Raw genomic sequence first — 20,360 nt, 5'->3', positions numbered from 1 at the left:
GATGTGGGTAAGCTATCTCAACTCCCTTCTCAATGGCCACCCGGCAATTCCTAGGATTCTGGGACTGCTTCTGTTGGGGATCCTGGCCAGCCCGGGGCTTGCTCTAGCCCAAAGGGGGAGTGGCAACGAGGCCCTTTACCGCGACAGCGGAGTTCAGTGGTTCGACGGCACCAGCATTGACATAAGCGATCTCTTCCGGGCTGCCGAGTTTCTCTCTCGCCAAAGGGCCTCCTCCCGCTGGGACAGTGGGGCGGCCGTCGATGCAGCTGTGGAGCAGTTCAACCAATCCCGCCGTCGCCCCTTGTTGCTCTCCCCAGAGAGGCCCAACACCTCTCTTACCCCTTGAGGTTCGCTCCCCTCGCCAGCCTGATCTGTTAAGATTACAAAGATATCCTTGTGGGCGCTAGACAATGGCGCTCTGTTCTCGGGATCCCCTAGGAGATGCCGCCGTGGTTAAGAGTACCCCCTCCAGCAAAACTGAACGGGAAGAGCGTCTGGATCCCGCCAGGCGGGGTCAATCCAAAGACAGTTCCCCTGAGCCCAAAGGGATTGCAGGCTTCCTCCGAGAGACGCGGGCGGAGTTGGCTAAAATTGCTTGGCCAAGTCGCCAGCAATTGATTAGCGAATCCATTGGCGTCTTCCTAATTGTGCTGATCTTCGCCGCGTTTATTTACCTGGTTGATCAACTGTTTGGCTGGGTAGCCACGCAGCTGTTCTCATAAATCCTTCTCTGGACAGGGCAGAGTTGAGGTAGCGAATCCCCCCTGGGGGGAGGGGAAGCCTACGGAGAGGAGGTGAGGTATGAGGTCAGGGTTAGAGCAACGGCGGAGACGCCGTGGGAACTACGTTGAGCCCCTAGAAGCTCCAGAAACGACTGCAGAAAGGGAAGAAGGGGAAGGTCAAAGCCAGCGCAACTTGCGCTGGTACGCCGTCCAGGTGGCTGCTGGCTGCGAAAACAAAGTTAAAAGCGCTCTTCTGCAGCGAGCAGCAGCGCTGGATGTGGCCGATCAAATCGTTGAAGTGGTGATCCCAAAGCGGATAGGCTTCAAGCTGGACCGATCTGGCAAGCGCCAGGAGCAAGAGGAAAAGATTTTCCCCGGCTATGTGCTGGTGCGCATGGACCTTAACGATGACACCTGGATGGTGGTGAAAACCACTCCCAATGTCATCAACTTTGTCGGTACAGAACAGAGACGGCCCTATGGTCGCGGCCGGGGGCACGTGACGCCGCGACCCCTCAGTCCCAGCGAGGTTCAGCGCATCTTCAGCACTACTGAGGTGGAAGCGGTGCCCCTTAAGATTGACCTGGCCCCTGGGGATCGCATTGAGGTGCTCTCTGGACCCTTCCAGGGGTTCTACGGCGAGGTCGTGGATGTCAGCCCAGAACGGGGCAAGCTCAAGGCTTTAATCTCGATTTTTGGGCGGGATACTCCGGTAGAATTAGAGCTTGGTCAAGTGCGAAAAGAGGTGTAACTGCGTTGCATGGCTAAGAAACTGGTGGCAGTGGTCAAGCTGGCCATCCAAGCGGGCAAAGCCACCCCCGCTCCTCCTATTGGCCCCGCCTTGGGTCAGCACGGGGTCAACATCATGGCCTTCTGCAAGGAATATAATGCCAGAACGGCAGATCAGGCTGGCATGGTGGTGCCAGTTGAGGTCTCCATTTACGACGATCGCAGCTTCACCTTCGTCCTCAAGACGCCGCCAGCCTCGGTCCTGATTAAGAAAGCCCTTGGCATTGAGTCAGGCTCTAGTGAGCCCCACAAAGTCAAGGTGGGCTCCTTAACTCGCGCGCAACTGCGCCAGATTGCTGAGCAGAAGCTGCCGGATTTGAATACCAACGATGTAGAGGCAGCAATGAGAATCATTGCCGGCACTGCCCGCAGCATGGGAGTGACGATAGTTGACTAGGGCTCTGCTGATCTAGTGGAGGTGTTTGTTGTTCTGGGGGAGAGAAGTTCTCGCCAGTACCCCAAGGAGGAACTATGGCTCGAAAACTATCCAAGCGCATGCAGGCTTTGCGGGAGAAGGTCAAGCCCATCCCCTATCCTCCTGCAGAAGCCATTGCCCTCATGAAGGAAACAGCCACTGCTAAATTTGACGAGGCGGCTGAGGTTCACATTCGCCTGGGGATCGATCCCAAATATGCCGACCAGCAGCTGCGCTCCACTGTAGTTTTGCCGCGCGGCACCGGACAGGAAATTCGAGTGGCGGTGATTGCCCGCGGCGAAAAGGTGGTGGAAGCCCAGAATGCCGGGGCCGATCGAGTGGGGTTTGAAGACCTCATCGAGGAGATCAGCAAAGGCGTGATTGATTTTGACCTGCTGATTGCCACTCCCGATGTCATGCCCCAGGTGGCTAAGCTGGGGCGCCTGTTGGGGCCACGCGGCCTGATGCCCTCTCCTAAGGGGGGCACGGTTACCATGGATCTGGCCCAGGCAATTAAGGAGTTCAAAGCTGGCAAACTAGAGTACCGGGCTGACAAATCTGGCATTGTCCATTTAATCTTCGGCAAGTGTCAGTTTCCCGTCGAAGCCCTGCTGGAAAACCTGAAAGCGGTGCAGGAGTCTATTGACCGCAATCGTCCCCCGGGGGCAAAGGGCAAGTATTGGCGAACGATGCATATTTGTGCTACGATGGGTCCCTCCATCGAGGTTGATATCAATGCCCTGCGGGAGCTAAAGTTGGCTGCCTAGTTTCTCAGGGCAAATTCCAGCCAAGGAAGGGATCCCAGCAAAAATCCTTTCCACAGTTGAACAGAGAGCCGAAGACAGCAGGTGCCAAGTGGCTTAATCTCCTGCCGAGGCTGGGGTAGAGTGGGGAAGGATCCCAAGGGGGTAACTTTCGTACTTGCCCGAGTGCGTCTCGGCCAGAGCTGAGGCGCATTCTATTTGGCCTTTTGCAGTGGCAACCGCTGTTCGGTTCTCACCCAATGACGGACAATCGAGGAGGTGAGCGCGTGGGCAAGCAACCCCTAGCGAAAAAAATAGAGGTGGTCGATGAGGTTCGATCCCTGCTGCAAGCCAGCCAAATGGTGCTGGTCATTGACTACAAAGGCCTGACCGTGGCTGAGATGAACCAACTGCGGGCGGAGCTCCGCAAAGCGGATGCGGTCTGCATGGTGGTTAAAAATACCCTGATGCGGCGGGCGGTTGCTGACCTCAAGGCTTGGGCAGGGATCCTGCCTTTCTTGTCGGGGCCAACGGCCTTTATCATGATCCGAGGCAATATTGCGGCAGCCCTGAAGGCGTATCAAGACTTTGCCAAGCAAACCAAGAAGACTGAGTTTCGCGGTGCTGCAGCGGAGGGGCTGTCTCTGACCTTGGATCAGGCCAAGGCTATTGCCGAGCTGCCGCCCAAGGAGGTGCTCATGGCCCAGGTGGCGGGCAGCCTCAAGTTGGTAGCTACCCGGCTGGCGATTGGGCTCAATGCCGTGCCCACCCAGGTGGCCCGCGGTATCCAGGAGATCCCGGCCTCGCTGGCACGGGCTGTGCGGGCCATTGCCGACAAGGAGGCAGCCTAAAGGCAGCTGCCTCCTTAGGTCGATGGTCCAATTTCACCCTATCCACTTGTGAACCAAGGAGATAAAACTATGGCTTCAGAGCGTGTTCAAAGCATCCTAGAAGAGCTGAAGGCCTTGACTTTGCTGGAAGCTGCTGAGCTGGTGAAAGCCATTGAAGAAACCTTTGGCGTCAGTGCAGCTGCGCCGGTAGGTGGCATGGTCATGGCTGCTCCTGTGGCAGCACCAGCGGCAGCGGCACCTGCAGCCCCGGCTGAGCCGGTAGAGGAGCAAACGGCTTTTGATGTCATTCTCGAGGCTGTCCCTGCCGACAAGAAGATTGCCGTCCTCAAGGTGGTGCGGGAGTTGACTGGCTTGGGCCTGAAAGATGCCAAGGATCTCGTAGAAGCTGCCCCCAAGGCAGTTAAGGAAGGGGTCTCCAAAGAGGAGGCCAACGAGATCAAGAAGAAGCTAGAGGAAGCTGGCGCTACGGTCAAGGTCAAGTAGGCCGAGCTGGGGAAGAGGGGTTTTTCCCTACTCTCTTTTGGGACCAGGGCTCTGCCCGGCTGCAAGTTGTAGGGGAGGGGCGCTTTGCCCCTCTCTTTTGGTGGTTTAGAGGCGGGGGGACCTTTGCGCCGCCTCTGCCAGCACCGCGGAGCAAGGGGCTGTAGCCTCGGCCAGCTCTCAGGGCCAGAGGAGGAAAAGGCCCTCGTCAGGGGGCCGGAAACCATTACAATGGGTTACGGACGCTTGCCACCACCCCCCATGGATTTCGGAGTCGGCTTTCTCTCCAACAATGTCATGCTGCCGATCCTGGATTTTTTCTACGGGATCGTGCCTAGCTACGGCCTGGCCATCATCTTTCTGACGTTGGTGATCCGCTTTGCCCTCTACCCCCTCAATGCCGGGTCCATCCGCAACATGCGCCGCATGAAAGTGATTAGCCCGGTGATGCAGCGGCGGATGCGAGAGCTGCAGGAGAAGTACCGCGACGACCCGCAAAAGCTGCGGGAGGCCCAGGCCAAACTCTACAGCGAACTAGGGGTCAACCCGCTTGGGGGGTGCCTGCCGCTCTTGATTCAAATGCCAGTGCTATTTGCTCTCTTTGCCACGCTGCGGGGATCGCCGTTTGCAGCGGTAACCTATGACGTCAACCTGCAGATCTTGCCGGCGGAGGTGGCAGCTGAGGTGGTGCCCACCCCCTACGTCAGCCCCAGCAAGAACATCTTCGTTGCCGACTCAGTCCACAAGCCAGTGGTGCTGGTGGTACCTAAGGGTACCAAGATTGCGGTGGGGGAGCAGGTGCAGTGGAGGTTGCAGGGGCCGGGGGGCAAGCCCTTCGAGCAGCTGGTTACAGAAGCAGGGGGAGACCCCAAGCTGTTGCAGCCAACTTGGAAGGTGGTTAAGGGGGAGGAGCGGGTCCAGCTCCAGCCGGATGGCAGCCTGCTGGCGCTGCAGCCAGGGGAGGTAACGCTGCAGATCTCAATTCCTGGCTTGGCCTCAGATACTGGCTTTTTGTTTATCGATAAACTAGGCCGCGTTGGCGCCTTTGACCCAGATGGGACCATCCACTGGGATATCATTGCCATGATTGTCCTCTTTGGCCTTTCCATCTACCTAAACCAGGCCCTGACCAGTACCGGCCAGGAGGATCCCAGCCAGAGCTCGATGGCCCGTATTACCCCGGTGCTCTTTTCGGCGATGTTTCTGTTTTTCCCATTGCCGGCGGGAGTTTTGCTTTATATCCTCATTTCCAGCCTTTTCCAGACACTGCAAACTTTCTTGCTCTCGCGAGAGCCTTTGCCAGAGAGCTTGCAGCAGTTGGTGGAAGAGGAACGTCGCCGTACTGCCCAGGTCAGTGCTGACCGAGTAGCAAAACCCAAAGCAGCTGGGGGAGGTCGCGAATCTTTGCCCTTTGAGCCCTAAGCAATCCTCTGGCTGCTCAGGGGGTGGGCTTACAGTTGACTGGTTGATAGTCTCTCAGCAAGTGGAAGCTGTTCAGGATGAGCCACCCTGAGTCTTCTACAGGTTCCCCCAAAGGAGCCGCTGCCGCTAGGAAGTCCCACCAGCAGTCTGAGGGAACCGCTGCCCCTTCCCCGATTAAGCTTTCTCCCGCTGAGCAGCGAGAACGGGCTAGAGAGTGGTTGCAGCAGGTACTGGCGGCAATGGGAATACCAGCAGTGGTGCGGGTGGTGGGGGAGGTCATTGAAATTGAGGCCAGTTCTCTCACGCCTGCCCAAAAACAAGTTCTGCTTTCCAAGGTGCTCCCAGGGCCCCTCCCTAAGGAGACTAAAGTTGACGAAGAGCGGACTCCAGTCGTTCTAGATGCTTTGCAATATCTAGCCAACACAATTCTCAACCTCAACCAGCCAGAAGACCAGCAACAACCCTATATCCTGGATTTAGACGGCTATCGGGAGCGCCGTTTGCAGGAGTTGAAGGCTTTGGTTGCGGCAGCTGTGGAGAAGGTAAGAGGGAGCGGACGGGAGTATGAGTTTCCTGAGCATCTTTCGGCTGCCGACCGGCGGCAAATCCACACGCTCCTCAAGGACCCTGCCTATGCCGACCTGGAAACTTTCAGCCGCGGAAAAGAGCCGGATCGCCGCTTGGTAATCCGGCGGGCCTCGCGCCGAGGGTAGGCTGTGGAGCTCGGGGCAGCTAAGAGATCCCACTCGAGGGGAACAATGCCATGCTAAAGCCAATTCGTCTATCCGATCTGCGACAACTGCCTGGCCAAACTCAGGAGGTACGGTTTAGGCAGTTTTTTGCTGGCTTTGAGAGCCTGACACCGGTGGAGGGATCCCTGCAGGTCAGCCACCGAGGGCACTTTGTTGAGGTCAGTGCCCAGGCCCGCACCATCGTGACGCTAACTTGTCACCGCTGCCTGCAACAGTTTAACCACCGGCTGGAGTTGGACGTTGAGGAGATCATTCTCATTCGTGAGCCCAGCCCTGGCCCTCCACCCCTGGAGCTGGAACTGCGGGATGAGGAGGATCTGCTGGAAAGCTTGCCTCCTGACGGCGAGCTGGATGTGGAAGACTGGATGTACCAATACCTGCATTTGGAGATGCCCAGCCAGTTGCCCTGCCGCCCTGACTGCCCAGGCATTGTGGTGGAACCGGCTGCGCCGGCAGGGGATCCCCGCTGGGCGCCGCTGGCAGCTCTTCTCAAAGAGATCTCCTAGTCCTAGACCTTTTGCTGGCCTGAGGCCAGAGCCCTAGAAATACCGCTTCATTTGGATGCGAAAGCGGCCTTTTTTTGTCTCGGCTACCTCTTCAATTTGCAGCCGACCACGGCCGCGGATGGCAATCCAATCCTGGGGCCTAAGGAGGTAACTGGCTTGGGTAACCGGCTTCCAGTTGACCCGCACTTCTCCTTGTTGGATCTCTTCCACCATTTTGCTGCGGGAGATGCCGAATCCCGCCGAGGCCACTGCGTCCAGGCGCAAAGAGGCTTCCACAGTGGTAATGGACTTGACCCGTGGCGGTTGGACCTTTAGGTGACTAAGAGGGATGGGGCTGACCTTGACGGGCACGCTGCGCACTTGGGTCAGGTTGAGGCTGAGATAGTCCACCAGTTCGGGTACCACGATAGCCTGTGCGCCTGACTCCCCAATTACGAGGATGTCTCCCACCTTCTCGCGGGCAATTCCCGTTGCCAAAAGGGCTCCTAAAAAGTCGCGGTGAGTGGCGGGGTCGAAAAGAAAGTTCCCCTCAATTTCAATAGCGGCCAGGGGGATCCCTTCCGCCTCCACACCAACCTCGGGGCGAGCCAGGGCCAGGCGCTGGCGTTCTGCCTGGGCATAGCCCCCCCAGGCCACCACCTGCAGTTCAGCCAAGTTATGCAAGCGGCTTTGCACCTCGGCTACCTCTGGGGGGGAGAGAAAATCGCTCCAGACCACTTGCCAGGTTTTGAGGGCTTGCTCCCCCAGATCCAGGATGCGCGCCAAGGTTTCTCGGTACTCGGCACCTTTGAGGAGATCGGCTCTGGGCAGCATGGGAGAGCACTTCCAGCTCTAGGGTTTTGTTCCCTTTCTCCCATGCTAAGCTAGATGTCTAGAGCTTGGCGGGCGTAGCCAAGTGGTTAAGGCAGAGGATTGTGGTTCCTCCACTCGTGGGTTCGAATCCCATCGTCCGCCCTACTCCTCTAGTTGCAGCTTAAAACCAGGGTGCCCACGGCGTCGATGCTGCCCGTCCAACCCGGCTCGATTACGGCGGTGGCCTCTGGCATCTCGACAATGGCTGGTCCGCGCAGCTGAAACCCCACGTCCATGCACCGCCGATCGTAAACCGGTACTGGGCGCAGCCGACCGGCAAACCAGGCCTTGCGCTCTCCTTTGAAGGGATCCCCTGGCAGGGGGGGCGGCGCCTTTAAAGGCACAGGGGGCAAAGCTTGAACCGCCCGCAGACGCAGGTGGATCACCTCCACCTCTTGGTCGGGATCCTGCCAGCCGTAGCGCCGCTGGTGGGCCTGGTGAAACCGCTGCTCTAGGAGGGCAACCGGATCCGCCAACTGGGCCGGGATCTCCAGCTCAAAGGACTGGCCGCGGTAGCGCAGGTCCAAGCTAAAGTACAGCTCCGGCTCCTGCAGGTCGGCTTTCGCCTGGCGGATGAGGGGGGCTGCCCATTGGGCCAAAAGGGATCCCTCGGCAGCCGACTCCAGTTGCCGCAGCGGCTGCAGGAGGGCCCGCCGGTAATCCCGCTGTAGGTTGGCCACAGCCATACCTAGCGCGGAGAGGACACCGGCAAAGGCCGGGATCAAGATGCAGCGGATCCCCAGCTCCTCTGCCAAGGCACAGGCATGCATGGGCCCGGCTCCGCCAAAGGCCAGCAGGGCAAAATCGGCGGGATCCAAGCCCCGCTCCACGCTGATGACCCGCAAAGCCTGCGCCATGGCCCCATTGGCCAGGGTGCGAATGCCAACAGCCGTCTCCTCCAAACTCAAACCCAAGGGCTCCGCCAGCGTCGCAATAGCCTGGCCAGCCAGATCCCGTCGCAGGCAAACAGAGTCCCCCAGCCAGCCCCCATCCGGCAGGTAGCCCAGCCAAAGGTTGGCGTCGGTTACTGTGGGAGCCGTTCCTCCCCGCCCGTAGCAGGCCGGCCCAGGGTTGGAGCCGGCACTTTCCGGCCCCACCTGCAGCCCCCCGCCGGGTAGCAGGTAGGCCAGGGATCCGCCCCCGGCACTGACCGTGTGGATGTCAATCTGGGGCTGCTGCACCGGCAGGCCGCACACTACCGCTGACGAGGTAACCTGAGGGAGGCCGTCTTGAATGAGGGCCACATCGGTGCTGGTTCCTCCCATGTCCAGGCTGAGCAGATGGGAATAGCCGCTCAGACGGCCCACATAGGCCGCCCCGTAAACGCCGCCCGCCGGCCCCGAAAGCAGTGCCACCGAGGCGTGGGCTGCTGCCTGAGCAAGGGAGGTGACGCCGCCGGAAGATTGCATGATTAGGGGGGCGGGGATCCCTCTCTCCCGACAACCCTGGGCCAAGCGGTGCAGGTAGCCCGCCAGGGCCGGGCTGAGGTAGGCATCAATGGCTGTGGTGCTAAAGCGCTCGTATTCCCGAAACTCCGGCGCCACCTCGCAGGAGAGGGAAACGTGCAAGCCGGGAAAGGCCTTGCGCAAAGCCGCCCCCAGGCGCTGCTCGTGCTCCGGGTAGAGGAAAGAAAACAAAAACCCTACCCCCACGGCGCGGATCCCCTCCCGCTGCACCCGCTCTCCCACCTCCCGGATGACGCGCTGGATCTCCTCCTCCGTCAGCGGCTCCAACACGCCGCTTACGCTGCAGCGCTCCTTTACCTCTAGGCAGTGGTGGCGGGGCACCACTGGCTCCGGCTTGGGCTGGGTGAGGTCGTAGAGGGAGGGGCGGTTTTGGCGACCAATGGCCAGCACATCCCGGAAACCCGCCGTGGTCAAAAAGAGGGTAGGGGATCCCTTGCGCTCCAGGAGGGCGTTGGTGGCCACCGTCATGCCATGGCAGAACACATCCACCTTGACCGCGCCCAGCTTGTCCAAGGCGGCAAAGACCCCCTCTTCCGGGCTGGGGGTGGAGAGCACCTTGGCCGTCCGGATCTGGCCTTCCTGAAGGAGCACTAAATCGGTGAAGGTTCCCCCCACATCGATCCCCAGACGGACCAAACCCTCCTGCCTCCAATCCTGTTGCTCGGCTTGCTCGCTGCTGGTGTTGGACATTGCTCAATAAGGCTCTCGTGTAGGTCCGCCCCTGCGCTTCTCATTTCAACCCCTCCCTAGAGACGACGCCGGGGCATCTCTTCCGACTCAGTTGCCAGGGGTTGCTCCTGCTGCAAAAGCCGGCGAAAGGCCGGCTCGTCCAGCCGGTAGTCCCGCTGCTCGATCAAATCCCGATCTGTAGAGTAGATGGTGTCCGCCTCCTGCACCACCTCTTGGCGGCGGAAGCGGCGGGCAAAGTCGAGCTTGCGCAGCAGCGCCTCGGAGGGACGCTTCAGCCGCTCTTGCCAGAACCGCCGGATGCGGTTGCGCCGCTCCACCCCTTGGTTGCGAAATTGCAACGTCAGCCACCGCACCGCAGGCACCGCCAAAAACAGCGTGCCGTAGAGGAAGAGGAATTCAATCAGCGGGTAGATAAACGCCAAAAAGGCATTGCTCCTGGCGGCGGCTGCCACCTCCTCCCGCGCCCCATAGAGAATGGCTGCCAGGAAGAAATTGAGCACCCCTAGGCCAGCAGCCAGGGTCAGTTGCTCAGGGGTGGCGCGGCTAAACACCCAGGGTTTTTCCTGCAACATCCCAGGAAGCTGCTGTTGGGGGCTTTCTGTGGCCGTTACCTGCAGCTCTGGGAAACGATAGACGATATCGCCGTCCTCGCTTACCTCCGGCTGGCCGTCGAACTTGAGCAGAATCGGCAGCATGTAGTCTTCATACTCCAGGGCCGGGGATCCCGGCTCCACATCCAGGTAGGGCAGCACCTGCTCGGCGGCGATCACCCCCCCGTTGGCGCGGATAAGCTGGCCAATCAAGGCATAGCGCTCCTCTTCCAGGTTGGCGTTAGGATCCCCGTCCCCAAACAGGAAGCTGTACACCGCCTCCAAAAAGTTCATCTCGGATTTTTTCCGGTGGGGTTGCGCCCGACCGGAATAGCCCCCGTAGGGACTCCAGAAGGGGTTGCCCACCCAGAGGTCGGGGAAATAGAAGAAGACCCCCCCTCCCCGCGAGCGGCTGCGGTTGTCCTCCTCACGGCTGCTGGCCATCTGCAGAGCCATCAACGCTAGGGTGATGAGGACAATCGACACCACCAACAGGATGCCAAAGGAGATGCGCAGCCCGTAGAGAAAGCCGCCCCAGAGCTTGCGTCGCAGAACCGCCAGCCGATCCTGCTGCTCCTTGCGCTTGAGAATGTCGCGAAAGTCGGGCGGAAAAACGTAGGCAATCTCCCCCTGCCGCAAAACCTGGAGATGACCCCCCGCCTTTTGGGCTAACTGCAGCAACTCCTGTTTGGCCTCCTCTAGGGCCAGGCCAGTGCTGGAGGCAATGTCTCCCAGCGTCACTCGCAGGCCCAACCGCTCCACTGCGTCTATAACCAAAGTCTGTGCCGCCACCGTTAACCTCCGCTTTTGCCTGCTGTAAACTCCCATCCCGCTAGGAGGGATCGCGGGGGATCTGCCCCTGTTTCCAGTATCTCTCCTCGGCTGGGCAGCGACGAGAGGATCCCCTGCCTTGGTGGCCCTAGGGTAGCCAGGCCATCACCGCCAGCAGGGCGAGGAGGATCCCGATCAATCCCCACGTCAGCCGTTGGGTATTCAAAGGGGGAGTAGCCTCGCGGCAGATAGGAGCAGTAACTTTTGGCAAGGAAGCTGGGCGGCGGAGGCGCTCATAGACCAGACGGCGTTCCCCTGGCTTGGCCTCTTCCAGGTGGCTGAGATCTGGGATTTCAAGCAACCACTCTGCTGGTCGCCGCAGACGAGGTGCCTGCCAGATGCCCAACACGTAGCGGGCCTGCTGAGCGACCTCCGGATCCGGGTTGCCCAGCAAGGTTTGCACCAAGCGGATTGCCTCCTGGGTCTCTCCAAGGGCATCCTGGGCTAGGGCCTGCCAGAGCCGCAGCTTGCTCGCTTGCGGGTAGCGGCTCTGGGCCTGTTTCACCTGTTCCAGAGCCTGGCGGTAGTGTCCCCGCTCAAAGCTGGCCTGAATCCGGGCCAAATGCTGGGGCAAGCGCAAGTCTTCAGAAGGGATCAACTCTGGCTCCACCGAGCAACTCCCCTAGGTAAGCTTTTGTTCCACCCCGAACCCCACCAGAAGCACCTCCTGCGGCGGCTGACCGTGAGGGGGGCGTTGGTAGGTGAGGATCTGCCGCAGGCGCAGGCGCGGGTTGAGCAGAGTGATGGTATCCACGGCAACGACGCGCGTGTAGGTGGTGGTCATCACCAGTTGCAGGGATTGCGGATCGAAGCGGAAGTCGGCCACCATGGGCCGCTCCTCTTCATAGGCGCGATCGCGCAGATAGTCGCCTTCAAGACCGCGGGCGCTCTCTCGCCGGGGCACAAACAGCATGTTCAGCTCTTGCCCCACCTCCTCTCCCTTTTCAGAGACAGTCTCAAAGGCAAGGTGGAAGCCCAAGAAGCCGTCGACGCCGTGGTTGGGGTAGTTGTTGTCCCTCAGCACCTTCTCCTTAAGCTCAGGGGTGAGGGTGCGAATGGTGAACTCCGTGCGGGAGCGCTCCACCTCCCCGCGATCCAAGTAGTGGTAGGTGCGCTCGGTGTGCCAGGCACCAATGCAGCAGTTAAAGAAGTAGTGAAATTGCTGAAGGGCATTCATGCCAGAGGGATCGACAGCAAGGCTGAGTTGACAGCTAAGCCCGATCCTAAAACGAATCGCAGACAAACAGGCACCCCAATTCAGACCTCCTGCCCCTCTTCCCTACCTCAGGTATTGGCTGCCGCTGGGATCCCCTGGGCCACAGCCAAAGTTGACCCCAACACCTCCAAAGCCCGCTGCAACTGCCCATCCTCAGGGCCGCCCAGGGTTTCTGCCGTCAGGGGAACAGGGCCCTCGGCCACCACCACATCGGGCTGGATCCCTTGGCGGTGGATATCGCGACCGTTGGGGGTGAGGTATTTGGCAGTGGTTACGGCCAGCCCGGAGCCGTCTGCCAGCTCCAGCAGGGATTGGATCAGCCCCTTGCCGAAGGTGCGCGTCCCCACCAGTTGCGCCCGCCCGCTGTCCTGCAGGGCTCCTGCCAAAACTTCGCTGGCACTGGCGCTGCCCTGGTTGACCAAGACCACCAGCGGCGCCTGGGTGAGGATGTCGCCGGTGGCGGGAATGCTCTCTTGAATGCCGTGGCGGTCTGTAACCAACACGATGTCGCCTTTGGGGATCCAGAAGCGGGCAATTTCAATGGCTGCCTGCAGCAACCCCCCTGGGTTGTTGCGCAGATCAAGGAGGTAGCCCCGCACCCCTCGCGCTTCTGCCTTCTGGATGGCCTGGCGCACTTGGGCGGCGGCGTTGCCGTTAAACTGGCTGAGGCGAATGTAAGCCACTAAGCCCTGGGGCAGCTGGAAAAAGGCGGTGCGCACCGGGTTGATGAGAATCGACTGCCGCACCAGCTCCACCTCCCAGATGCGATCCTGCCGCCTTAGCCGCAGGCTAACAGTGGTGCCGCTGGGGCCCCGCATGCGCTCTGCTACCTCGTCTAGGCTCAGCCCTACCACTGGCACCTGATCCACTGCCAGGATCTCATCCTGGGGTTGGATCCCAGCCCGTTCGGCAGGAGTCCCCTCCATCGGGGCAATGACCCGCACTGCTCCCTGCTCGTCGATGGCAATCTGCAAGCCGACACCACTCAGCTCCCCAGCCGTAGAAGTCTGCAGGCTAAGGTAGTGCTCCCGATCCAAAAAGCGGGTGTAGGGATCCCCCAGGGTTGCCAGCATCTCCTCAATGGCCCGGTAGGTTTCCTGGCGATCCTGCAGGGGCCGAGAGAGAAAGCGCTGCCGCACTTGCCACCAGTTTTGTCCATTGAACCCTGGATCCACGTAGGCCCGATCCACATAGGCCCACGCCTGCGCCAACAGTTGCTGCTCCTCCCCCCAACGGCTGGCCTGCACCTGACAGGCGCCAAGGCTCAGGCCTGCCCAGAGCAAGCAACTCAGCACGAGAACGCGCAGGGCCCAGCGGATCCCCCACCCCTTGCGACGGATTTCTCCTTCTCTCGACTGCTGTGCCAGCATTGCCTCCCAAAATGCTAAGAAAAATTAACAAAGCGCAATATTAGAAGCTGCTTTGCCGGCGGAGAGGCGGATCCCTGAGCTGCAGCTGAGCCTGGTTTGAGGAGGGTGTTAACAAACTGTGTTACAGTGCTGGTGGGAGTGGGCTTGTCCCCTCCTGGATATCCAGCTTCAAACTCTTTAAAGATTGCAGGTATCATGAGCAAGGTTTACGACTGGCTAGACGAGCGGCTAGAGATCACGCCTTTCGTCGACGACGCAACCGGGAAATTCATTCCGCCCCACGTTAACATCTTCTACTGCCTTGGCGGCATCACGCTGGTGTGCTTCCTCATTCAGTTTGCCACCGGCTTTGCCATGACGTTTTACTACCGTCCGACGGTGGCTGAGGCTTTTGAATCGGTTAACTACATCATGACCCAGGTCAATTTTGGCTGGCTGCTGCGCTCCATCCACCGCTGGAGTGCTTCCATGATGGTGTTGATGATGATCCTACACACCTTCCGGGTTTACCTAACCGGTGGGTTCAAGAAGCCCCGCGAGCTGACCTGGGTAACCGGTGTAATCTTGGCGGTGCTGACGGTTTCCTTTGGGGTTACGGGTTACTCGCTGCCCTGGGATCAGGTGGGCTATTGGGCGGTCAAAATTGTTTCAGGAGTGCCCAGCGCTATCCCAGTGGTGGGTGATGCCCTGGTCCAGCTTATCCGCGGCGGCGAGGCGGTTGGCCAAGCCACCCTCACCCGCTTCTACAGCCTGCACACCTTTGTCCTGCCTTGGCTGACGGCAGTCTTTATGACCATGCACTTTTTGATGATCCGCCGCCAGGGCATTTCTGGACCCTTGTGATCCTAGCGGGTGCGATCCCCAAGTTTCTCTTCTAACCCTTTTTCCCCCAGACAAGGAGAACGGCTATGCCTGTCTCGAAGCAAGTAATAGCAACTGAGGTCATTACACGCAAAGTTGACCTGGACAACCCCAAAGTTTTGGCCAAGCTGAAGAAGAACATGGGCCACATGACCTACGGTGAGCCCGCTTGGCCCAACGACTTGCTCTTTATGTTCCCGGTGGTCATCCTGGGTACGATTGGGGTGATTGTCGGCCTGGCGGTCATGGATCCGGCGGGGGTGGGCGAGCCGGCGGATCCCTTTGCCACGCCGCTGGAAATTCTGCCGGAGTGGTACCTCTACCCTGTCTTTCACATTTTGCGCGTGGTTCCCAATAAGCTCCTGGGCATTGCTCTGATGTTAGCTATTCCCGTAGGCCTCCTGTTTGTGCCTTTCATTGAAAATGTCAATAAGTTCCAGAATCCACTGCGCCGTCCAGTGGCAACAACGGTGTTTTTGCTTGGCACGTTGGTAACCCTCTACCTAGGCATTGGCGCCACCCTGCCTCTGGACAAGTGGGTTACTCTGGGCTTGTTCTAGAGCTGCGGGTAGGTTGACACTGCACAAGTGCAGCAGGCCAAAGGCTGGGCTGCACTTTTTTTGTGGGTACTGCTGGGCCGAGTGGTGGTAATATCGCTACGCATTCCTTTTACCGCGATCCCGCATGAGTACTCCCCCTCCTGCTCCCCGCATCTACCGGATTACTGCTCTAGCCGGCGATGGCATCGGCCCCGAAATCATGCAGGTGGGGCGGGCGGTTTTGGATGCAGTGGCCGCTCAGATGGGGTTTTCCATCCAGTGGCAGGAGGGCCTCATTGGTGGAGCAGCCTACGAAGCCACTGGGGATCCCTTGCCCCCAGAGACCTTGAAAATGGCCCAGGAGAGCGATGCTGTTTACCTGGCAGCAGTTGGCGACTTCAAGTACGACGCCCTGCCGCGGGAGAAGCGCCCTGAGCAGGCTTTGCTGGGCTTGCGGGCTGGCTTGGGACTGTTTGCCAACTTGCGCCCGGTGAAGATCTTTCCGCCACTGGTGGAGGCCTCTTCCCTCAAGCCGGAGGTGGTGGCCGGGATCGACCTGGTGGTGGTGCGCGAGCTCACCGGTGGCATCTACTTTGGTCAGCCCCGCGGGATCTTCGTCGATGCCCAAGGATCCCGACGCGGCGTAAACACCATGGTCTACACTGAGGCCGAGGTGGACCGCATTGCCCGCATGGCTTTTGAACTGGCCCGCAAGCGGCGGCGCAAGCTCTGCTCGGTGGATAAGGCCAATGTGCTGGAAGTGTCGCAACTGTGGCGGGAGCGGGTCAATGCCGTGGCAGCGGAATACCCTGACGTGGAGCTGTCCCATCTGTATGTTGATAACGCCGCTATGCAGTTGGTGCGCTGGCCGAAGCAGTTTGACGTCATCCTGACAGAGAACCTCTTTGGGGATATCCTCTCCGATGAGGCAGCCATGCTAACTGGCTCCATTGGCATGTTGCCTTCCGCCTCTTTGGGAGTTGCCGGCCCTGGTCTATACGAGCCAGTCCATGGCTCAGCTCCCGATATTGCCGGTCAAGACAAGGCCAACCCTCTTGCCCAGGTGCTCTCTGGGGCAATGCTGCTGCGCTACTCTTTGGATCAGCCCCAAGCTGCCGACCGCATCGAACAGGCCGTTGAGACAGTTTTGGCCCAGGGCTACCGCACCGCCGACATCTACTCGGAGGGGATGACCCTCGTAGGCTGCCGCGAGATGGGAGAAAAGATCCTGGCCGCCTTGGCTCAACAGCAAGCCTCTCCCCAAGAATCGCCCTCAGCCGCCGGCGGTTAAGTAGGGGTTTGCTTGCTGCTGCCCCCCTCTCCTGCAGGGAGGGATCACCCCGCCAACCAGTGGTGCGGCCATTCCCGGAAACGGCCGTGGGGCCAGGTCCTCCTCCTAGGCAAAGCGATAGCTTAGCTGGATTGGGTCGTGGACAGTGATCTTTTTCTTGTGGATGGAAATGTAGTTCTTCTTGCGCAACTCTCCCAAGAGACGGGTAATGGTGACGCGGGTTGAGCCAATGGCTTCGGCAATGGCCTGGTGAGAGAGCTTGAGGTCGATGGTCACGCCATTGGGGCCGGGCACGCCGAAGTCGCGGCAGAGGATCAGCAAAAAGCTAACCAGCCGGGAGGCCATGTCGCGGTGGGCCAGTGTTTCAATCATCATCTCTGTCTGCAGGATGCGAGAAGCCAAGCTCTTGAGCAGCAGCATGGCCAGCTCAGCGTTCTCCCGCACAGACTTTTCCACCTGCTCGATGGGCAGAGAGAGCAGCTCGACGCGAGTGAAGGCTACGGCATGATAGAAGCGGTCGGAGCGCTGCCCGGTAATGAAGGAGAGCACCCCAAAAATGCTGTTTTCCCGCAGGAGGGCGACAGTAATTTCCTCCCCCATTTCGTACACCCGCGACAGCTTAACAGCTCCCTTGACCAAAAAGTAAACCCGCTCCGCCGGATCGCCGGGGAGGAAAATGGTCTTGCCACGTTCAAAGGTTTCGATAACTGGAGGATGGTGAGGCCCTCCTAGCTGTTTAAAGGCTGCAATGAGAGATTTTTCTGCAACGGCCACCACGGGATTCGACAACCTCTCAAGGTCAGTTTATCTCTAGGATCAACTCCTAAACCCAGATCAAGCTGCCTACGATTCGAAGACTACTCTAGACTCTGGATATCTTTGTAGCAATAGCTACATTTCTCTTGTTGCGGTAGGGGAAGATCGTATGGGGATTGCCACCCTCTCTCGCCATAGCCGCCAGCACTTTACAGTACGGATGCCAGAGCCAGCCAACCACCTTTTGGAGGTGGAGCTGCAGATTCGCGAAGTGGAACCGGAGGTGCCTCTGCGGCTGCGGCTGCCAGTGTGGACGCCGGGATCCTACCTAGTGCGGGAGTATGCCCGCCATGTGCAGGAGTTTCAAGCCCTGAGCGAGCAAGGGAGCCCTTTGGCCTGGCGAAAGGTTGATAAAAACACCTGGGAGGTCAATCCAGCGGGGTGTTCGGCGGTCACCATCCGCTATCGGGTCTATGCCTATGAGCTGACGGTGCGCACCAACCATCTGGATCTCACCCATGCCTATTTCAACGGGGCAGCGCTCTTTCTCTACGTGCTCGGCCGCGAGCGGGAACCCTACACCTTGACGGTGATCCCTCCTCAACCCGACTGGCGTGTCGCCACCAGCTTGCAGCCCTTGCCCGCCGCTGAGGATTCCAATGCCGGCTGGTCGTTCCTGGCGGCAGACTACGACGAGCTGGTGGATAGTCCAGTGGAGGTGGGCCTGCACCAGTTGCGGTCGTTTGCGGTGGAAGGGATCCCGCATTACTTCGTGGTCTGGGGAGCAGGCACCCTGGATTTGGAGCAAGCGGTGGCCGATGCTGAGAAAATTGTCCGGGCCACTGCAGCGTTTTTTGGCGGGTTGCCCTACGACCGCTACTGGTTTATTGTGCATTTGTCACCAGGGGGATTTGGCGGCCTAGAGCACAAGTACAGTGCTACCCTCAACTATTCTGGCCTGGAGCTGCATCAGCCCCAGTCCTACCGCCGCTTTTTGGCGCTGCTGGCCCATGAGCTTTTCCATGCTTGGAACGTCAAGCGGCTGCGCCCTCTGGCTTTGGAGAAAATTGACTACAACCAAGAAAACTATGTGGACTGCCTCTGGTTTTGCGAGGGGGCGACCAGCTACTACGAAAACGTGATCTTGCTGCGGGCAGGGATCCTCACCGCCAAAGAGTTTTTACAGATCCTATCTGAGCAAATTGGCCAGCTGCAGCGTACTCCGGGTCGGGCCGTGCAATCGCTGCAGGAGTCCAGTTTCGACGCTTGGATCAAGCTCTACCGTCCCCACGAAAATAGCCTCAACAGCCAGGTTTCCTATTACCTAAAGGGCGCTTTGGTCTGCTGGCTGCTGGATCTGCACATTCGCCACCTTTCGGGGGGCCAGGGATCCCTAGACACAGCCATGCGGGATTTGTGGCAGCGCTTTGGCCGGTTTGAGAAAGGCTACACCCACCAAGACCTGCGGGAGGCCTTTGAGCGGGCAGCCGGCACCGATCTTGGCCACTTTTTCTCTGCCTACGTGGAAGGTACGGAAGAGCTGGACTACAACGCTTACCTCCACCCTTTTGGCCTCACCCTTAAAGCCCACTTCAGCCGCCCCAACCCTAGCCCTTACCTGGGTCTCCACTTCAATGGGGAAGGCAACCGCATCAGCGCCGTCGAGATGGGATCCCCCGCCCAAAAAGCAGGCATCTGGGCTGGCGACGAGCTCGTAGCCCTAGACGGCTTTCGGGTGAGCGCCACCACCTTGCCGGAGCGCCTGGCAGCCTACCAGCCCCACCAGGTGATCTGCCTAAGCGTCTTCCAAGGTGATCAGTTGAAACACTTCTGGATCCCCCTGGATCCACCCCGCCCGGATGTTTACACCCTCGAAGCTTTGCCTGAACTTACCCCTGAACAAGAGTCTCTCCAGCGAGACTGGCTGGGATCCCTTCTGGCTCAAGAGTAAGCAGGAGGTAGCAATGCTTTAAAATCTTCCTAGCTGTTCACAACTCCTGAGTTAAGTTAAAGAAAATAGGATCAAAGGGAAATGACTCTGCTTTTAGGTCTTCTAATTGGATTGGCTATTGGTTTCTCCCTGGGCGTTTATACCTGTAGGCGATCTGAAGTGAACCGCTACGAATCGAGGTTTGAGAAAAGAAACTGAGAGGGCAATAGCTTTGCAACTTCACCGGTTCACTCAAAGAGCTAATAGTCAGTTACTGGATGAGATTCTAAGAAAGTTACAAGCTGACCTTGAGGGCTTCAAACTTCATATCTCAGAAAGTCTGTCCGAAAGTTACCAAAACTTCCTTCAGCATTTAGCTGAGTACAGAAATCAGCTAGTTAAGAACATAAGTAACCAGCAGAATATCCTGAGCAGGTTAGAAAGTACAGAAAAAATTTCCCAGAATCTAAGCTCAAGTTCTAGCCTTCAAAAGACGAAGGAAACTAACGAGCGAACTGCTGACGCGCGACTCAAGAGTTTGCCGCCAGAGACGATTAGCCGTGAACAGGTGAAGATAGGGGTATTTCTGTGGTCTAAGAACATAAGGATGAAGAACCTGCTTCCATATAGTGAAAAAGCAGCAGAAGGGGAACTCGATAACAAGCTGAACTGGATATCAAACCTTATGGGTCAGAGGTACTCGATGATTGAGAAGCTTTACAAAGAAATTAAATCTGGCATTGGAGAAGAAAAGAGCTTGACTCTTTGCTTAAAAGGCAACCCCCCAGAAGTGATAAATTATAGCTGCCAACTTGCTTCCACTCTACATAAGGTTAATTTCTTAGAGGAATATAACTACTCAAAATCCTCCAAAACCCTGATGGTAAAACTAAGCAAGTCTTCAGAGGCAATCAAGTTCCTATCTGGAGATTGGCTGGAGAGATATGTCAAACAGCAACTGATCAAGTTTGCTAGAGAGCAGGGACAGAAGATCGATTTTTCCTACATCGCAAATGCGGAAGTTACTTTGCCCAACGGTAGCGACTTTGAGATCGATCTCTTCTTCCACATTAACAACCGATTCTACTGGATAGAGTCGAAGACCGGCAGCGAAGTACTCTTGGCTCGCCTCCGAAATGGGTTGGGTCTCGGCCCAGATCAAGTCTTTCTGGTCTTGGCAGATGCTGATCAAGAGACGAGAAGTAGGATCTCCTCCTCCTATAATCTTTCAGCAATTAGTGTCGAGGAGGTTGAGTCTCTACTGTACAGAATTGTGAGGAGGTAGACT

22 protein-coding genes, 1 tRNA gene and 1 other annotated feature are annotated in these 20,360 nt (G+C 58.5%); of the genes, 16 read left to right on the top strand and 7 right to left on the bottom strand.

Translation table 11 applies throughout. The annotated features are described in order from the left end of the window. Position 1 precedes the first annotated feature (1 nt). The 10 genes from NW822_RS06355 (at position 2) to NW822_RS06310 (ending at position 6,680) form a co-directional block, all read left to right on the top strand. A complete protein-coding gene (locus NW822_RS06355; protein WP_414403888.1) occupies positions 2-346 on the top strand; it encodes a hypothetical protein in 345 nt (114 codons plus the stop codon). Positions 347-410: 64 nt separating this feature from the next. After that, a complete protein-coding gene (gene secE / locus NW822_RS06350; protein WP_414360205.1) occupies positions 411-722 on the top strand; it encodes a preprotein translocase subunit SecE in 312 nt (103 codons plus the stop codon). Between the two features lie 79 nt (positions 723-801). After that, complete coding sequence (gene nusG, locus NW822_RS06345; protein WP_414360203.1) at positions 802-1,473, top strand: transcription termination/antitermination protein NusG; 672 nt, start codon at positions 802-804, stop codon at positions 1,471-1,473. Between the two features lie 9 nt (positions 1,474-1,482). Next, positions 1,483-1,908, top strand: coding sequence for a 50S ribosomal protein L11 (gene rplK / locus NW822_RS06340; protein ID WP_414360201.1), 426 nt, complete (start codon positions 1,483-1,485; stop codon positions 1,906-1,908). 74 nt (positions 1,909-1,982) lie between these two features. Next, positions 1,983-2,693, top strand: a complete 711-nt coding sequence (gene rplA, locus NW822_RS06335; protein WP_414360199.1) for a 50S ribosomal protein L1 — start codon at positions 1,983-1,985, stop codon at positions 2,691-2,693. 50 nt (positions 2,694-2,743) lie between these two features. Further along, positions 2,744-2,896, top strand: a sequence feature (ribosomal protein L10 leader region). Positions 2,897-2,956: 60 nt separating this feature from the next. Continuing rightward, positions 2,957-3,520, top strand: coding sequence for a 50S ribosomal protein L10 (gene rplJ, locus NW822_RS06330; protein ID WP_414403887.1), 564 nt, complete (start codon positions 2,957-2,959; stop codon positions 3,518-3,520). A 69-nt stretch (positions 3,521-3,589) separates the two neighbouring features. Beyond that, on the top strand, positions 3,590-4,003 hold the full coding sequence (rplL, locus tag NW822_RS06325; RefSeq protein WP_414403886.1) for a 50S ribosomal protein L7/L12: 414 nt from the start codon (positions 3,590-3,592) through the stop codon (positions 4,001-4,003). 258 nt (positions 4,004-4,261) lie between these two features. Next, positions 4,262-5,422 carry a membrane protein insertase YidC gene (gene yidC, locus NW822_RS06320; RefSeq protein ID WP_414360192.1) on the top strand — a complete coding sequence of 387 codons (1,161 nt, stop codon included), beginning with the start codon at positions 4,262-4,264 and terminating at the stop codon, positions 5,420-5,422. A 77-nt stretch (positions 5,423-5,499) separates the two neighbouring features. Then, entirely contained in the window at positions 5,500-6,135 is a 636-nt protein-coding gene (locus tag NW822_RS06315) for a protein jag (protein WP_414403885.1), read from the top strand. A gap of 50 nt (positions 6,136-6,185) precedes the next feature. Next, complete coding sequence (locus tag NW822_RS06310; RefSeq protein WP_414360187.1) at positions 6,186-6,680, top strand: YceD family protein; 495 nt, start codon at positions 6,186-6,188, stop codon at positions 6,678-6,680. Between the two features lie 33 nt (positions 6,681-6,713). Here NW822_RS06310 and NW822_RS06305 read toward each other — a convergent pair whose 3' ends face one another. Beyond that, complete coding sequence (locus NW822_RS06305) at positions 6,714-7,493, bottom strand: photosystem II S4 domain protein (protein ID WP_414403884.1); 780 nt, start codon at positions 7,491-7,493, stop codon at positions 6,714-6,716. Positions 7,494-7,561: 68 nt separating this feature from the next. Between NW822_RS06305 and NW822_RS06300 the strand changes: the two genes are divergently transcribed. Then, positions 7,562-7,634, top strand: a tRNA-His gene (locus NW822_RS06300). An 8-nt stretch (positions 7,635-7,642) separates the two neighbouring features. Here NW822_RS06300 and NW822_RS06295 read toward each other — a convergent pair. The 5 genes from NW822_RS06295 to NW822_RS06275 form a co-directional block, all read right to left on the bottom strand. Beyond that, complete coding sequence (locus tag NW822_RS06295) at positions 7,643-9,688, bottom strand: hydantoinase/oxoprolinase family protein (protein ID WP_414403883.1); 2,046 nt, start codon at positions 9,686-9,688, stop codon at positions 7,643-7,645. Positions 9,689-9,744: 56 nt separating this feature from the next. Continuing rightward, complete coding sequence (locus NW822_RS06290; RefSeq protein WP_414403882.1) at positions 9,745-11,070, bottom strand: hypothetical protein; 1,326 nt, start codon at positions 11,068-11,070, stop codon at positions 9,745-9,747. 127 nt (positions 11,071-11,197) lie between these two features. Then, complete coding sequence (locus tag NW822_RS06285) at positions 11,198-11,719, bottom strand: hypothetical protein (RefSeq protein WP_414403881.1); 522 nt, start codon at positions 11,717-11,719, stop codon at positions 11,198-11,200. Between the two features lie 12 nt (positions 11,720-11,731). Beyond that, complete coding sequence (locus tag NW822_RS06280) at positions 11,732-12,352, bottom strand: phycobiliprotein lyase (protein WP_414403880.1); 621 nt, start codon at positions 12,350-12,352, stop codon at positions 11,732-11,734. 41 nt (positions 12,353-12,393) lie between these two features. Then, positions 12,394-13,695, bottom strand: coding sequence for a S41 family peptidase (locus tag NW822_RS06275; protein WP_414403879.1), 1,302 nt, complete (start codon positions 13,693-13,695; stop codon positions 12,394-12,396). Positions 13,696-13,890: 195 nt separating this feature from the next. On the opposite strand from NW822_RS06275, the gene petB reads away from it, so the two are divergent. The 3 genes from petB (at position 13,891) to leuB (ending at position 16,386) form a co-directional block, all read left to right on the top strand. Next, positions 13,891-14,538, top strand: coding sequence for a cytochrome b6 (gene petB, locus NW822_RS06270; RefSeq protein ID WP_011430625.1), 648 nt, complete (start codon positions 13,891-13,893; stop codon positions 14,536-14,538). Between the two features lie 65 nt (positions 14,539-14,603). Beyond that, positions 14,604-15,116, top strand: a complete 513-nt coding sequence (petD, locus tag NW822_RS06265) for a cytochrome b6-f complex subunit IV (RefSeq protein ID WP_414360175.1) — start codon at positions 14,604-14,606, stop codon at positions 15,114-15,116. Positions 15,117-15,240: 124 nt separating this feature from the next. Beyond that, a complete protein-coding gene (leuB, locus tag NW822_RS06260; protein WP_414403878.1) occupies positions 15,241-16,386 on the top strand; it encodes a 3-isopropylmalate dehydrogenase in 1,146 nt (381 codons plus the stop codon). A gap of 105 nt (positions 16,387-16,491) precedes the next feature. On the opposite strand, the gene ntcA is transcribed toward leuB, so the two are convergent. After that, positions 16,492-17,163, bottom strand: a complete 672-nt coding sequence (ntcA, locus tag NW822_RS06255; protein ID WP_414360797.1) for a global nitrogen regulator NtcA — start codon at positions 17,161-17,163, stop codon at positions 16,492-16,494. Between the two features lie 148 nt (positions 17,164-17,311). Here ntcA and NW822_RS06250 point away from each other — a divergent pair, with 148 nt between their 5' ends. Continuing rightward, positions 17,312-19,093 carry a M61 family metallopeptidase gene (locus NW822_RS06250; protein ID WP_414403877.1) on the top strand — a complete coding sequence of 594 codons (1,782 nt, stop codon included), beginning with the start codon at positions 17,312-17,314 and terminating at the stop codon, positions 19,091-19,093. A 181-nt stretch (positions 19,094-19,274) separates the two neighbouring features. Continuing rightward, on the top strand, positions 19,275-20,357 hold the full coding sequence (locus NW822_RS06245; protein WP_414403876.1) for a hypothetical protein: 1,083 nt from the start codon (positions 19,275-19,277) through the stop codon (positions 20,355-20,357). Positions 20,358-20,360: the final 3 nt, after the last annotated feature.

This window comes from Synechococcus sp. H70.2, from assembly GCF_047462275.1.
Classification (GTDB): domain Bacteria; phylum Cyanobacteriota; class Cyanobacteriia; order Thermostichales; family Thermostichaceae; genus Thermostichus.
This window is presented reverse-complemented; position numbering and strand designations above follow the sequence as displayed.

Excerpts from the sequence above, each read along its gene's own strand:
- NW822_RS06355 (WP_414403888.1), top strand. The coding sequence starts at position 2 with ATGTGGGTAAGCTATCTCAACTCCCTTCTCAATGGCCACCCGGCAATT.
- secE (WP_414360205.1), top strand. The coding sequence starts at position 411 with ATGGCGCTCTGTTCTCGGGATCCCCTAGGAGATGCCGCCGTGGTTAAG.
- nusG (WP_414360203.1), top strand. The coding sequence starts at position 802 with ATGAGGTCAGGGTTAGAGCAACGGCGGAGACGCCGTGGGAACTACGTT.
- rplK (WP_414360201.1), top strand. The coding sequence starts at position 1,483 with ATGGCTAAGAAACTGGTGGCAGTGGTCAAGCTGGCCATCCAAGCGGGC.
- rplA (WP_414360199.1), top strand. The coding sequence starts at position 1,983 with ATGGCTCGAAAACTATCCAAGCGCATGCAGGCTTTGCGGGAGAAGGTC.
- rplL (WP_414403886.1), top strand. The coding sequence starts at position 3,590 with ATGGCTTCAGAGCGTGTTCAAAGCATCCTAGAAGAGCTGAAGGCCTTG.
- yidC (WP_414360192.1), top strand. The coding sequence starts at position 4,262 with ATGGATTTCGGAGTCGGCTTTCTCTCCAACAATGTCATGCTGCCGATC.
- NW822_RS06315 (WP_414403885.1), top strand. The coding sequence starts at position 5,500 with ATGAGCCACCCTGAGTCTTCTACAGGTTCCCCCAAAGGAGCCGCTGCC.
- NW822_RS06310 (WP_414360187.1), top strand. The coding sequence starts at position 6,186 with ATGCTAAAGCCAATTCGTCTATCCGATCTGCGACAACTGCCTGGCCAA.
- NW822_RS06305 (WP_414403884.1), bottom strand. The coding sequence starts at position 7,493 with ATGCTGCCCAGAGCCGATCTCCTCAAAGGTGCCGAGTACCGAGAAACC.
- NW822_RS06295 (WP_414403883.1), bottom strand. The coding sequence starts at position 9,688 with ATGTCCAACACCAGCAGCGAGCAAGCCGAGCAACAGGATTGGAGGCAG.
- NW822_RS06275 (WP_414403879.1), bottom strand. The coding sequence starts at position 13,695 with ATGCTGGCACAGCAGTCGAGAGAAGGAGAAATCCGTCGCAAGGGGTGG.
- petB (WP_011430625.1), top strand. The coding sequence starts at position 13,891 with ATGAGCAAGGTTTACGACTGGCTAGACGAGCGGCTAGAGATCACGCCT.
- petD (WP_414360175.1), top strand. The coding sequence starts at position 14,604 with ATGCCTGTCTCGAAGCAAGTAATAGCAACTGAGGTCATTACACGCAAA.
- leuB (WP_414403878.1), top strand. The coding sequence starts at position 15,241 with ATGAGTACTCCCCCTCCTGCTCCCCGCATCTACCGGATTACTGCTCTA.
- NW822_RS06250 (WP_414403877.1), top strand. The coding sequence starts at position 17,312 with ATGGGGATTGCCACCCTCTCTCGCCATAGCCGCCAGCACTTTACAGTA.